The organism is Peribacillus sp. NPDC096448, assembly GCF_044762675.1.
GTDB classification, from domain to species: domain Bacteria; phylum Bacillota; class Bacilli; order Bacillales; family DSM-1321; genus Peribacillus; species Peribacillus frigoritolerans_B.
This window is the reverse complement of record NZ_JBIWEU010000038.1, coordinates 1-13,810: the sequence shown is the minus strand read 5'-3', so window position 1 is coordinate 13,810 and position 13,810 is coordinate 1. Positions and strand designations below refer to the sequence as shown.

Sequence of the window (13,810 nt, the reverse complement as noted above, 5' to 3'; positions counted from 1 at the left end):
CATTGGAAGGTTATTTGGCATGCACAAATTTAGTATAGCATGAAATATTTTAAGTTTTAATTGAAAAATGTTGACTAACTATTAGCTGGTTTAGTGCCATAAGAAAAAGGCTGCCTTAGCAACCTTCTTTATTGAAGTAAAGCACCCGTTAGTTCATTAAGAAAAGCGAAAATTCTTCAAGAATCGCGCCCGATTGCAGAGGATTAAAAAGAATAGAGTTCTAATATTTTTTCTAAGGGTAATTTATTCGGATTACACATGTCAACAAAATAGGGTAACTGCCATTTTTGAGTTTTCATCGCTTGATTACTACTCGGACTATCCCAGCTAGGATAAACTCTTATTGCCATTTTGCCCTTTGTTGAAGTAGACCTAAGAATGTTCTGTTCTAATAGAATTTCTTTTGGGAAAATAAATTGACCAAACTCATTTTCATTTTTAAAGGTAGTTATAACTAATAAATCAGGGGCTTCCTCATATAAGTAGGGTTGATTTTTATTATTTTCGTCTTTTTCCCAAAATGCAACAAACTGCCCTACTTTGGTAGGGGTTATATTCGCAACTCTGAATCGAACTGTTTTAGAAGATAATTGAAATGTACCAGCACCATACTTAGAATTTTGCTTCTCTTCTTGAACTGACTTTACAGTTAAGTGATTCGACTCATAAATCATTTTATTTACATAAGTTAATGCTGTAAAAAAATTATTCATTTCTTCACTCCTAAATTTCAAACAAAATGGCCCAATTGTTGAATAAAGATCAAACAGTACTCTTCAACTTTCCTGCCCCGATAGTTCCATACAGAAAAGGCTGCCTTAAAGACAGCTCTAATCTTCAGCTAACGCACCCGTTAGTTCATTAAGCATTAGAAGCCCGTAAAGCCACCAAATACATTATTTGTGAGAAAAGATGTAATCTTGGTCATCCAATCAAAAAATAAGACAATCCCCATAATAATTGTTAAATAACCACCAAATTTAGTTATTTTGTGGTTATACTTTTTTATCCATCCTGATTTCCCTATAAAAAATGACATTGTTAAGAACGGTATGGAAAACCCAAGAATATAAGCAATCATATATACTAAACCCTGTCCAGTCGATAAACCAAGGGTTACAATGGCACCTAATATTGGTCCAATACAAGGAGTCCAACCAGCAGCATATCCTATCCCAATTAAAATAGAACCTATATAACCAGATGGGCGACTTTTAAAAGTTATTTTCCTGTCCATCATTAAGAATTTTGGTTGAAAAAACCCAACAATCATTAAACCAAAAATAATTATCAAAATAGCCCCTACTTGTCTTATTAAATCAATATATTCATAAAATAGATCGTAAATAAAAGAAGTTGATAACCCTAATATTACAAAAATAATAGAAAACCCAACCAAAAAGAAAAGTGTATGAAGCATTGGTTTGCGGTTTAATTTGTTATTATCTTCTTTTAATTCACTAACTGATAATCCTGTAATATAAGATAAAAACGCAGGGTATAAGGGTAAACAGCAAGGAGATATAAAAGATAATATCCCTGCACCAAAAGGTAAAAAAATATTTAAGTCTCCCATTCTTATTTCCTCCAGTTTTGATTATATAACTTTACCATATTTCCCCATACCCTTGTTCAACTATCCTGCCCCGATAGTTGCATAAAGAAAGAGCTGCCTTAAAGACAGCTCTGATCTTCAGCTAATGCACCCGTTAGTTTTTTAAGGTATTCCTACTTATTCCAATCCTTAGCTAACATACCGAAAACAATATGGTCAACATAATGGTCATACAACCATTCTGCTTGTCTTATACAACCTTCATTAACAAAACCCAATCTTTCGGGAATTCCTCTGCTTTTCTTATTCTCCTCAGCAACCCTAATTTCAACTTTATCTAGTTTCAATTCATTAAATGCATAATTAGTCAATGCCTTAGCTACTCTTGTCATAATTCCATTTCCTTGATATTCTTCTCCGAGCCAATAACCAATATATGCAGTTTTATTTGACCAATTTATTTGGTTATAACCTGCTACACCAACAATTTGTCCCTTATACATAATAACTGTATTGAAACTCTTGTTTTCCGCGAAACCTTTTAAACAAATATTAATGAACCCTTTTGTATCTTCAAGTTTTGTTGTATTATCTAGCCAAGGAAGCCATTCTCGTAGATATTCTCTGGATTGATTTGTTCTTTCGAAAACTCTTTCTGCATCCTTTAATTCTAACAGTTTTAATGATAACTCCTCATCAATCTTATGTAAGAACATACTCATCCCCCTGATTTTTCTATTGGTTTATTTTGTATATTACCATATATGATTAATAGATAAATCACTTGTTTATTATGGAGCTAACCTGCCCCTTTAGTTGCATAACAAAAAGGTTGCTTCAGCAACCTCCCTTATTGAAGTAAAGCACCACTTTAATGGAATTATCATTTCTTCCACTTATACTATTATTTAGGTATGCCGATTTCTTGTAATGGATAAATTCGAAATTTCACTTCTCCAATAATCGAGTCGTAGGAAATAAATCCAAAACTCCTGCTATCCTCACTATTTAAACGATTATCCCCCATCACAAATAACATGTTTTTAGGTACTTTTGATTCTCCAGTTTTTTCTTGCAATGAAAAGTCCTCTGTCAGTTTATTAAATGGATTATCTACTTTATTTGCAATTAAATACGGTTCTTCTACGGCTTTTCCATTAATATAGAGCACATCATCTTTCATATCAATACGATCTCCAGGAAGCCCTATTACCCTTTTAATATAGTCTTTACCATCCATATCTGGTGCATCGAATACAATCACATCAGATCGTTGAATTTCAGTCGTTTTACTTACTACTACCCTATCTTTGTCTTGAAAGGTAGGCGACATTGATGCTCCCAATACAGTTGTAGGTGTAAAAAGAAATTGTCTACAAATAATAGTGATGATGAAAGCAAAGGCAATTGATTTTACCCAAGAATAAATTTCTTTTTTTGTACTTTCTTTCATGGTTTCCCTCCTAATATAATCTTGTTTTAATATATTAATTCTATCCTATATCAAGGAAAATTGACAAAATTTGGTTCATCGTTCTTATACAACTATCCTGCCCCGATAGCTGCATAAGAAAAAGGCAGCCTAAGCAACCTGCCTTATTGTCCCTTACCTTGCGGACCCGGTGGCTGCAATGTCTTCCTTTGCTCTCCCTTCTAGAGCCACAGATGAGTTTTAATTTCACTTAATCATTGCTTTAATTTATTTTATATTCTATGTATATAACTCTTAACAATATCAAAACCTATGACTAGCAACACATTACATTCATAGGAGCTGACAACATGGCTAGAAAAAACAACAGTAATCAATTAGTAGTTAATGGTGCAGAGCAAGCTCTAGAACAAATGAAATACGAAATCGCTAGTGAATTCGGTGTTACACTTGGCGCTGATACAACATCTCGTGCAAACGGATCTGTTGGTGGAGAAATTACAAAACGTTTAGTGCAAATGGCTGAACAACAATTAGGCGGAAGAACTCGTTAATCGAAATCATATGTATTGTTAGGGATAGTGATTGGACTATCCCTATTTATAATTCTCCAAATCAAAAAAGAAACAGAAACATCAGTTGTTGTTATTTTGCTATGTAGCAGTACGAATACACTACGTTTATTCAACTAAACTGCCCCGTTAGTGCCATAAGAAAAAGGCAGCCTCAGCAACCTGCATTATTGAAGTAAAGCACTTTTAGTTAAAGTATTTTGTGAATATTATTTCAGATGCAAATTATATTTCATTTATTTGTTCCCATTCACTTAAATACATACGTTGCTTAATTTTTTTCGGGTTTTCTAGTTTACAAATTAATTCTAAGCTGTTTCCATCTAGGTCATTAAAATGAATTTTAGCGTGTGCATATTCTTCGTGAGGCATTACAAAAGGCTCAATAGGATCAAACCCAAAGGCCTCTCTTGGCTTATAACCTTTATTTTTAAGCCAAACAACTGAGTTTTTTAAATCTTCTAATGTTACTTGAAAAGCAATATGTCTTATTGATGGATGATACTCAACTTCTACTTTATCTGTTTCCCATAACCCCAACCAACTTTTATCTTTTTCAATCCATAGAAAAGCCAATCTGTCTTCAACCTTGTGATCAAATTGCAAACCAAGTCCTTCATAAAATTCAATTGAACGATTTAAATTACTTACTGGTAAATGTGCTTCGTATAAACCTTTTATCATTGATATAGCTCCTTTTATTATAAGTCTCTTTTACTTTCTTTTGCTTAATCAACTAATCTGCCCCTTTAGTTCATTAAGCAAGGGCCACCAAATGGCAGCCCCGGATCTTAACTAATGCACCTTAGTCAGTTTAAGAATTATTTAATCTTTGCATATAACGTGGAACGTGGAACTCCTGTAGTTTTTACAATGTCCTTTACACTCATTCCGTTTGTTTCACGTTCATTATAAAGCTTAATAGCACGTTTTAAAGTCTTTTCATCTTGCCCTGGTCTTCCCATATGTTTCCCTTGCCTCTTAGCCCTATCCCGACCTTCTGTAGTTCTTTCTACAATAAGATCACGTTCAAATTGTGCGAATGAACCTAAAATATTAAAAAGCAGAGTTTGTAAGCTGTTTCCTTCGTTTGAACCATCAAACTTCATATCTTCTTTTACAAATCTTACATTAACCCCTTTTTCAGCTAGTTCATGAACTAGCTTATTCAAGTCCATAATAGAACGAGCTAAACGATCTATTTTAGTTACTACTAATGTATCTCCTTCTCGTGCAAATTCAATAGCTTCATAAAGTTGGGCTCTTTGTTTTGTACTTGTTCCTGTTACTTTTTCAACAAAAAGCTTTTTACACCCTTCATTTTCCAAAATTTCCTTTTGTGTTTCTAAATCTTGGCCAGTAGTTGAAACCCTCGCATAACCAATTAACAATATGTATCATCCTTTGTCTATAAGTCCTAAAACTTTTACACATTTAATTATAGACTAACTTTTAGACAGTAAACAAGGATAAATTAACAAATAATATGTTTGATTTTAAGAGTGTCTTAAAGTTTTAACTTCTAGACTAAAAAAACCTCCGAAAACGGAAAGGTTCTCACTTGCAAAAATGTATTTATAGAGTATTAGCAAAAGTACAATCAACATTATTTAGTCCTTTATACCAAAGACTTCTTTATGAATATTCCCGATTAAATTACCGATTTTCCCCTCTAACTCCTTATTATTTAAAAAGTTATTGACTTCGCATATAAACAAACAGCCAAGAGCATAAATGACTCTTTCAATATATGTATAATCCTCTCTATTTTGAGTCTCATTAAAATTAAAAATGAATTTATTGCCCTGCACCTGTCCATGGTTCAAAACCGTACTAGGATTGAAGTGTATATATGAATTAAGATCAGTATAATGTGTCCGGTATATTTGTAGTTGATTGGTTTTAGCAGATAATTTTCTCATATCATCTAAAAATTCATACTCTCTTGGCATTTTAAAGCCTTGATATTCCTCAATGAATTCCATATCTTCTACAGTTAAACCTTCTGCATGTTTTAATTTAGCTGCACGTTTGGCGTGTGAATTCTTTTCTAAAGCTTCATAACCCTCTTTAATCGCTGTGTTGTTTGTTTCAGACATCACATAAGTTAAATGGAAATAGGCTTCGATAAATGTTCTTAACAATGGCAATGCTTCATAACATGTGACATTTTTGTCTGGTGCCTCTTTTATATACAGCATGGTAATGAACAATCTTTTACATCGGTTATATAGCGTATAAAAGACCTTAGCAACATCTTGATTAGCACTGATATTGATGAACTCATCCGTTTCTTCTATTTCAAAAAAAGCCCTTTTATACGTATTATCAACCAACACTACCTTATCGACCACGATTACCTTCCCCCTTTTCAAATCACCTATGTTTTCAATATTTATTATTAAAAACCCTCTATTTAATCAATAGGCTCTGTTAAATTTAAATGTTGATTTTTATACAAAAATTAGGGGAACCTCATTTGTCGAGGTTCCCCTTTCTTCTTAAACTAACGCACTGTTCAATATCCTTATTACAAATGTATGAATTTATCTCCAAGAGTGAATAAAAATGGAATCATTGCTACTAAAATAATCCCCACAACTACTGTTGACATAATAATTTCTTTTACTCGAATATAATTTTGCTTATGTAGTGTATAAAGTATTACGGCATTAATAGGTACGTTTAATAATAAAGCTGTAATAAGTCCTGGAGCGTATGTTTTCATCAAAATGGTAGCAATTAAATGAGGAAAGAACGCATTAAGAATCATAGAACCTAAAAATCCAATATACGCCCATTTTATAATTTTTGATTTTGGAAAACTAAGAAATAAAAAGGAAACTAAATAGGCAAATGCAGTAATAATGAATACTCCAAAATGAAATTCATTAGGTGTTACAGGCTGTTGGAATGATGCTCCAGTTTGTGACCATTGAGGTAACCACAATGCTTCTTCTAAATTGTGTAAGGTGATTGCTAAACAAAAAAATATAGCATAATAAGATTTCCTACTATTCTCCTCCATCACCATTCCCCCTAAAGCATTATCTTACTAACTTTACAAGCATTTCCTACATCCGAAAAAATCTTGGATACTAGTGAAGAGACAATCGCCAAGAAAATGAAAGAATTATGTAAAAGTCGCTCGCAAAAATGGGCAGACAGTCAGGCAGAAAAATTAATGGCCGCCGCAGCTAAAAAAACATTTCAGAAAAACCTCTATCATAGTCTGATTTTAAACCTGGATGTGTATATTAATATGCTTCTGAATACAAAAAGCATCTATCCAAGCTATAGATGCTTTAGCAAAAGGTATTGAAGAGTGTAGGATTATCCAATCGATCCCTGGTATCGGAGAAAAAATCGCTGCCACGATAATTTCAGAAATTGGGGAAATTGATCGGTTTAATCATCCTAAGAAACTGCTTGCATTTGCCGGAATCGCGCCAAGTGTCTTTGAATCTGGTACATTCAAAGGTACTTTAAATCGAATTACCAAAAGAGGTTCTAGTAGGCTACGACACGCCTTGTATATGGCTGTAAAATGTGCCATACGTGATTGTCGCAAAAAGAAAACGACAGATGAAATCATTCCTCGTAACAAGCGATTACGAGAGTTTATGATAAGAAACGTGAGGAAGGAAAGCCTTTAAAGTAGCCATTATAGCATGTGCCAATAAATTCTTACATTGGATTTATTCACTTTTAAAAAGCAAATCGACTTTCCAAGTTCTAGCCTAGTTTTAAAGTATAACTAAACAGCCCAAAACTTTCCAAACACAGAATCTTGGACGGTAATTTGGTATACGCTATATCATGAAACATTTTAAGTGTTTAGTGAAAAATGTTGACAAACTATTGGCTGGTTTAGTTTAAGTACATTTCTTCACAACCTTTGTACATTAAACCAAAATATCTACCCACTTAAATTAAATTTTAATATCTAACAATTCCTCCTCATCACTTAACATATTGATAAATTTTATTAAAGACGCAGGTGCATACTTATCTTTTCGATAAATGAATACCGTTTTGACTTTTCCGTATAGATTCGGAATTGAATGTTGTCTAAGGCCGTCTTGTTCATGCTTTGCAATAACACTTTGTGGAAGCATACTTATACCTAGACCAGCTGCGACACAACCGATAATCCCATCTATAGTGCCAAATTCCATTATCTTATTGGGTATCATCTTCTCTTGTTTTAACCATAGTTCAAACTTTTCCCGATAAGCACATCCTGCATGAAATACAAGCAGCGTCCTTGCTTGAATATCTTTGATAGAAGATATAGGAGGGTGAACTGTATCTGTAATGAGAATTAGTTCCTCTTCGAATACTTCTTTCTGAATGAGATCCGGATGATTAATGGGTCCAGCCACAAATGCTCCATCAAGTTCATTCTGAAGGACTGCTTGAATATTTTGTTCAGTAGAGCCTGTTTTTAAAGTTAAATCGACCTCTGGAAAATCTTTATGATACTTTGAAAACAAGACTGGTAAGCGAACTGCTGCGGTTGTTTCCATTGAACCAATATTTAACGGACCTCTAGGTGTTTGATCATCATTCATCATATTTTTGGTTTCTTCTATGAGGTCTAATATCTTTTCTGTATATTTTAGCAACATGATTCCTTTGTCAGTCAATGCAGTGCCACGATTATGTCTATAAAAAAGAGTTGTTTGAAGATCCGATTCCAGCTGCTGTATTTTCATCGTGATATTTGACTGTGCATATTGAAGTTCCCTTGCTGCTTGAGAAATACTCCCCATCTTAGCAACACTCTGGAAAATTTTTAATGAATGCAAATCCAAAATAATCTCTCCTTAGTTGAGTTATCTTTTAGCCATCATTAATATTGATACCAAATATAAATTTTAAGTATTATACCATATAGCAGAGAAAAGATATGCTTATAATATCCTACATTTTAATTGGACACTCTAAAACCATTATTCTTTTGAGGGGAGATACAAAAAATGCCATTATTACGTTTTGATTTGGTAGAAGGAAGAAACGAAGAAACGTTAAAAAAATTATTGGATTCGGCTCACCATGCGATGGTGGAAGCTTTCCAAGTGCCTGAAAGTGATCGTTATCAAATAATTCATCAGCACCCGTCGCATGAGCTAATAATCGAGGATACTGGTCTGGGGTTTAAAAGAAGCAGAGACCTAGTGATCATCAGTATTGTAAGTAAAAAAAGAACTGAAAAACAGAAAGAAACATTATACTCACTTCTTGCACTTAAACTTGAAGCAGAATGTGGGATTTCTCCACAGGACTTGATGGTTTCTATAACAGAAAACAGCGATGCTGATTGGAGTTTTGGGCTAGGAGAAGCACAGTTTCTAACAGGTTCATTATAGCTATAAAGATGTGCTTATAGTATACAATTTCATTGGAGGAGAATCTTTGAAGAAGCAAACTTATCTTTTTTTAATAGAGGGAATCTTTTCTTTAATCACCCACCAACCCTTGCTGGAGTTTTATCATCACTCACACATGATATTAATGCTGCTTTTATTGGCGCAGCAAGTGTTGTCTTCTTTGGGGCAATATTGCTTTCAAGTGGGATTCATTTCGAGATCAACCCTATCGTTCATCCATCCAATATAAAAAAACAGAAGAGAATTAATTAAGATTAAAATACAAAATTGGGGGAGTCATTGATGTTAAATAATGAAATGATGGAGCATTTGAAGATTAGGAATCCTATTATACAAGCTCCTATGGCCGGCGGGATCACCACTTCGAAATTAGTAGCCGAGGTATCCAATGCTGGGGGACTTGGAATGATCGGAGCAGGCTATCAGACACCCATACAATCAAGAGAGCAGATTAGAGAAATCAAGCAGTTAACGTCAAACCCGTTTGGCATCAATCTATTCGTGCCAAATGAATTTAACGTAACGCCTGACGCAGTCCAATCAGCTAACCAGCTTTTACACACAATTCGTAAGCAATTAAATTTAAAACAAACAGACAGCTTTGACATTCCTGAGTATAAAAAATTTTATGAAAGCTTCATTGAACAAGTTAAGCTTGTCATTGAAGAGAATGTAACTATTTGTTCCTTTACATTTGGTATTCCTCCTAAGGAAGTGATGGATGAATTAAAACAGCATAACATCACTCTTATAGGAACAGCAACAACGGTAAGGGAAGCAGTTGAAAATGAAAAAGCGGGAATGGATATGGTTGTTATGCAAGGCAGTGAAGCTGGCGGGCATCGCGGGAACTTTTTTGATGGTCATCAGGAGAGCCTAGTAGGTTTAATGTCACTTATTCCGCAGGTTGTTGACAATGTTAGCATACCTGTTATTGCTGCAGGAGGAATTATGGATGGAAGAGGATTAATGGCTTCACTCTTCTTAGGAGCACAAGGTGTACAAATGGGTACTGCTTTCCTGACTTGTATAGAAAGTGGGGCACATAAGGTACATAAAGAAGCCATTTTGAATGCTACTGAAGATCAGACAACCTATACTCGTGCCTTTTCTGGTAAATGGGCAAGAGTTATTAAAAACAAATTTATTGCAGATATGATGGAGCATGAATTGCTTGTACCCGATTTTCCTGTTCAAAATCTATTAACTCAAGTAATTAGAAAAACGTGCAGTGGACAAAATAATCAAGATTTCATGTCCCTCTGGTCTGGACAGAGTCCAAGATTAGCCAAAAGTCAAACCGTTGAAATATTAATTAAAAATATTATTGCAGAAGCTAAAAATATAAACTTAGATATAAAAGGCTCGTAATAACTCATTGCTTTTATTTGCTAAATATTTTAGTAAGGTCGATCAGATATTAAACTGTACCCTATGTAAAGGACATTTTTAAAAAAGGTTATGCCACTTGGAGAAGGTGATTTCTGTATTGAACAGGAGTCATCTTCTTTAAGTTCCATTGATATCTGAAATTGTTATAGTACGTCATATAACTTCTTATTTCCTTTTTAAGTTCTTCTATAGTATTACAAGGTTTAATATATGCTTCATCTTTGAATTGACCAAAGAAGGACTCTAGGGGAGCGTTATCCCAACAGTTCCCTCTTCTAGACATGGATTGCCCAAGTCCTAGTTTTTTTACGTGTTTCTGAAAAGTGGGACTAGTATAGTGTACTCCTTGATCAGAGTGAATAAAGGCCCCTTCGGCAAACTTTACTCGTTTATTCTTCGTTAACTTTACTAATGTATCTGTAGCTAAATCTAATGTCATTCGGCTAGACACATTATAGGCAAGTATTTCATTCGTTGAACTATCTTTAATCGTGGATAAATAAGCCTTTTGTCTATTGTCATAATATAAATATGTAATATCAGTAAGTAATACTTTTCCTGGAATTGCTTGTTTAAACTCTCGGTTTAATAAGTTCGGCAGAATGGTGTGTTCTTGAGTGGCTTTCAACATCTTCTGATAAGGGTTGGTTCTTCTAATAGGACAAACAATCTTGTATTTCCTCATAATCCTTCGGATTCGCTTCAAGTTATATGTGATTCGAAACTGTCCTTCTAACGTCATCTTAATCTGGCGTGTACCTTTTTTGCGGCGTTTAAAATGAAAAGCATTTATAATATTTTCTTTAAGTATCAAGTCTTTTTCTTCTCTTCGCTCTCTTCTTTCCTGAGCTTGTGAAGAAAAGTAGTTATAAAAACCAGAGCGAGAAACTCCCGCAATTTCGCATAAGAAACTCACCATATTTTTAAGTAGATACTTTTCTATTACTGAACGTATTAAAAGAAACCTCTGTTCAGCAGAGACTTTTACTCGTTTTTCTTCATCCCCCTTTCCATCATGTCTAACTTTTTTAGTAACTCATTCTCAGCTCTCAACAATTGATTTTGTGCTTCTAATCTAGCATTCTTTTCTTCTAGAGAAAGCTTCTTCTGAGTTGGTCTCCCCGAATTATCACTACGCGTATCCCTAAGTCCCAATACTCCTGATTTTTTATAAGCAGTACGCCATCTGGAGGCTGCCCTTTGTACTCTGACAATACCTATGACTTCAATATTAAAACCATTCTCCTCGAAAATCTGCCTTGGCAACTTACCATTTTCATTTTCAGCTATAAAAATCCTCTTAAATTCGTCTGTATATGTAACACCCTTTGAACTTAGAGATTTAACATATGGATTATTAGATAGTATTTCTATTTCTTTCTCAGTAAAGAGTTTTTTTGGCATTTAATTGTTCTCCGATTCTCCCATTTTTTTCATTATACATAAAAGTACCCTACAGAGCAGACCTTTTTTTAGTGTCTACTCTATAGGGTACTGTTTATATTTCTGGTTGACCTTTTATTTATGTTTTACTATAACAGTAGACAGGATAGTACAATATCGCATTTTGTGTTTTTAAACTATCCGGCCCCTATATTTGCATAAAGAAAAATGCTGCCTTAAAGACAGCTCTGATCTTCAGCTAACGCCACCAGTTAGTTCAAAAAGGAATATTTTTTAAATGATCAAATATTAAGAGTGTGTAAATTTATTGTTAGAATTTAAAATTAAACATTTTTAACAATTATACTTCAATATAGATAATCAATATTGACATATAGTGTTGATAGTCAGTAGGTAAAACATTGGAATTATACAGATACAGATACATATCTTACATCTCTTTAAAGAACACCCTATCTTCGGTCTTTGGATTCTCGAAGAACTTAAAGAACACGGTTATAACATCAGTTCGGGTACTTTATATCCGATTCTTCACACAATGGAATCTGATGAACTTTTAGTAAAAGAAGAACGAAACGTCGATGGGAAAAATAAGAAAGTATTATTATTCGACAATTGAAAAAGGATATGGAAGCTAGAAAGAAAGCTTATGAACTTTTTTAAAGACTTTAAAGAATAGGAGGAATAATGAAGTGGATCAAAACAAAACAAACAGAAGTTTTAAGTCACTATTTGAAATACTATTTGTTTCAACAAAGCTTGGTTTAACATCGTTTGGTGGACCAATAGCACATTTAGGTTACTTTCATAATGAGTATGTTAGAAGAAGAAAATGGGTGGATGAAAAAAGCTATGCTGATTTAGTTGCTTTGTGTCAATTCTTGCCTGGTCCAGCTAGCAGTCAGGTTGGAATTGGAGTCGGAGTTATGCGGGGAGGTATCATCGGTGGAATTTTAGCTTTCCTTGGTTTTACAATGCCTTCGGTGATAGCATTAATAATATTAGCATTATTTCTCCAAGGAATGGATGTTTCAAATGCAGGCTGGATACACGGATTAAAAATAGTAGCCGTAGCCATAGTTGCACACGCCATTTTGGGGATGTCAAAAAATTTAACTCCAGATATAAAGAGAAAAACAATTGCATTAATAGCCTTGATTGGGACCTTGATGTGGCAGACTGCCTATGTGCAAGTAGGTATTATTATACTGGCCGCATTAATTGGTTTTCTAATTTATAAACAACACGACGAAAGTTATGAGTCTAACATTCATTTTCCGATTTCGCGGGGTGTTGGATTTGTTAGTTTAGCATTATTTTTCGGGTTACTTTTTCTACTTCCAATTTTACGGGAAGTTACTTCATCAAATTGGATTGCTTTGTTTGATAGCTTTTATCGGTCTGGTTCTTTAGTGTTTGGTGGTGGACACGTAGTCTTGCCTTTGCTTGAACGTGAATTTGTCCCTACTGGATGGCTAGACAAAGAGACATTTCTTGCTGGATATGGTGCAACACAAGCTGTTCCAGGACCATTATTTACGTTTGCAGCGTACATTGGTGCCGTGATAAATGGATGGCAAGGTGGCTTATTAGCAACAATTGCTATTTTCTTACCTGCAATTCTCCTTATTTTAGGGACATTGCCATTTTGGGACACATTACGCCGTAATCCTAAAGTAAAAGGGGCATTAATGGGAGTAAATGCAGCAGTTGTAGGCATCTTGATTGCGGCATTTTATAATCCCATTTGGACCAGTTCCATCATAGCCCCTATAGACTTTGCTTTTGCTGCGATCTTATTCAGTATGCTTGTGTACTGGAAATTGCCGCCTTGGGTTATAGTAATAACCGGAGCTATTGGTGGCTCACTTATGACGTTAATATGAATCGAGTTATGTTATTAATTTATCGTTCCTTCTTTTATTGTCACATTTTTATCCATTTCTTGTTGAACTAAACTGCCCCGATAGTTCCATAAGAAACTCCTATGGCGGCGCTCCTCGCCGCCACCATCTACTACGAAAATCTAAACTCAAAAATAGAGTCTAACCCATTAACCCCT

The 13,810-nt window shown here is 34.4% G+C and carries 14 protein-coding genes and 2 pseudogenes; 6 read left to right on the top strand and 10 right to left on the bottom strand.

The features are described 5' to 3' along the window. Positions 1 to 203: 203 nt before the first annotated feature. The 4 genes from ACIQ0C_RS26530 to lepB form a co-directional block, all read right to left on the bottom strand. On the bottom strand, positions 204 to 713 hold the full coding sequence (locus tag ACIQ0C_RS26530; protein ID WP_367235400.1) for a MepB family protein: 510 nt from the start codon (positions 711 to 713) through the stop codon (positions 204 to 206). Positions 714 to 868: 155 nt separating this feature from the next. Further along, entirely contained in the window at positions 869 to 1,576 is a 708-nt protein-coding gene (locus tag ACIQ0C_RS26525; RefSeq protein WP_403065694.1) for a cytochrome c biogenesis CcdA family protein, read from the bottom strand. A 152-nt stretch (positions 1,577 to 1,728) separates the two neighbouring features. Continuing rightward, a complete protein-coding gene (locus tag ACIQ0C_RS26520) occupies positions 1,729 to 2,271 on the bottom strand; it encodes a GNAT family N-acetyltransferase (protein ID WP_403065691.1) in 543 nt (180 codons plus the stop codon). 188 nt (positions 2,272 to 2,459) lie between these two features. After that, on the bottom strand, positions 2,460 to 3,008 hold the full coding sequence (gene lepB, locus ACIQ0C_RS26515) for a signal peptidase I (protein WP_403065688.1): 549 nt from the start codon (positions 3,006 to 3,008) through the stop codon (positions 2,460 to 2,462). Positions 3,009 to 3,337: 329 nt separating this feature from the next. Here lepB and ACIQ0C_RS26510 point away from each other — a divergent pair, with 329 nt between their 5' ends. Further along, positions 3,338 to 3,541: an alpha/beta-type small acid-soluble spore protein gene (locus ACIQ0C_RS26510; RefSeq protein ID WP_403065685.1), complete on the top strand. Its 204-nt coding sequence runs from the start codon at positions 3,338 to 3,340 to the stop codon at positions 3,539 to 3,541. A 243-nt stretch (positions 3,542 to 3,784) separates the two neighbouring features. On the opposite strand, the gene ACIQ0C_RS26505 is transcribed toward ACIQ0C_RS26510, so the two are convergent. The 4 genes from ACIQ0C_RS26505 to ACIQ0C_RS26490 form a co-directional block, all read right to left on the bottom strand. After that, complete coding sequence (locus ACIQ0C_RS26505) at positions 3,785 to 4,243, bottom strand: VOC family protein (RefSeq protein WP_377415167.1); 459 nt, start codon at positions 4,241 to 4,243, stop codon at positions 3,785 to 3,787. 137 nt (positions 4,244 to 4,380) lie between these two features. Then, positions 4,381 to 4,953: a recombinase family protein gene (locus ACIQ0C_RS26500; RefSeq protein WP_403065697.1), complete on the bottom strand. Its 573-nt coding sequence runs from the start codon at positions 4,951 to 4,953 to the stop codon at positions 4,381 to 4,383. 216 nt (positions 4,954 to 5,169) lie between these two features. Further along, positions 5,170 to 5,913 (bottom strand): DUF5677 domain-containing protein, encoded by a 744-nt coding sequence (locus ACIQ0C_RS26495; RefSeq protein WP_403065681.1) that lies wholly within the window; start codon positions 5,911 to 5,913, stop codon positions 5,170 to 5,172. A gap of 176 nt (positions 5,914 to 6,089) precedes the next feature. Beyond that, entirely contained in the window at positions 6,090 to 6,587 is a 498-nt protein-coding gene (locus ACIQ0C_RS26490) for an HXXEE domain-containing protein (protein ID WP_403065678.1), read from the bottom strand. Between the two features lie 18 nt (positions 6,588 to 6,605). On the opposite strand from ACIQ0C_RS26490, the pseudogene ACIQ0C_RS26485 reads away from it, so the two are divergent. Further along, positions 6,606 to 7,303, top strand: a pseudogene (locus ACIQ0C_RS26485) (transposase); the annotation flags it as partial. 188 nt (positions 7,304 to 7,491) lie between these two features. On the opposite strand, the gene ACIQ0C_RS26480 reads toward ACIQ0C_RS26485, so the two are convergent. Next, a complete protein-coding gene (locus ACIQ0C_RS26480) occupies positions 7,492 to 8,376 on the bottom strand; it encodes a LysR family transcriptional regulator (protein WP_403065675.1) in 885 nt (294 codons plus the stop codon). Between the two features lie 165 nt (positions 8,377 to 8,541). Between ACIQ0C_RS26480 and ACIQ0C_RS26475 the strand changes: the two genes are divergently transcribed. After that, entirely contained in the window at positions 8,542 to 8,931 is a 390-nt protein-coding gene (locus ACIQ0C_RS26475) for a tautomerase family protein (protein ID WP_403065672.1), read from the top strand. A 303-nt stretch (positions 8,932 to 9,234) separates the two neighbouring features. Beyond that, positions 9,235 to 10,323: an NAD(P)H-dependent flavin oxidoreductase gene (locus ACIQ0C_RS26470; RefSeq protein WP_403065669.1), complete on the top strand. Its 1,089-nt coding sequence runs from the start codon at positions 9,235 to 9,237 to the stop codon at positions 10,321 to 10,323. An 88-nt stretch (positions 10,324 to 10,411) separates the two neighbouring features. Here the strand turns inward: ACIQ0C_RS26470 and ACIQ0C_RS26465 are convergent. After that, positions 10,412 to 11,748, bottom strand: a protein-coding gene (locus tag ACIQ0C_RS26465) for an IS3 family transposase (protein ID WP_403065666.1) whose coding sequence is annotated in 2 segments (ribosomal slippage) — positions 10,412 to 11,364 and positions 11,364 to 11,748 — 1,338 coding nt in all. Because the reading frame shifts where the segments join, the coding sequence is not laid out codon by codon here. Positions 11,749 to 12,148: 400 nt separating this feature from the next. Between ACIQ0C_RS26465 and ACIQ0C_RS26460 the strand changes: the two are divergent. Further along, positions 12,149 to 12,411 (top strand): annotated as a pseudogene (locus ACIQ0C_RS26460) (helix-turn-helix transcriptional regulator). Between the two features lie 29 nt (positions 12,412 to 12,440). Further along, positions 12,441 to 13,634 carry a chromate transporter gene (locus ACIQ0C_RS26455; RefSeq protein WP_403065664.1) on the top strand — a complete coding sequence of 398 codons (1,194 nt, stop codon included), beginning with the start codon at positions 12,441 to 12,443 and terminating at the stop codon, positions 13,632 to 13,634. The last annotated feature ends 176 nt before the right edge of the window (positions 13,635 to 13,810 follow it).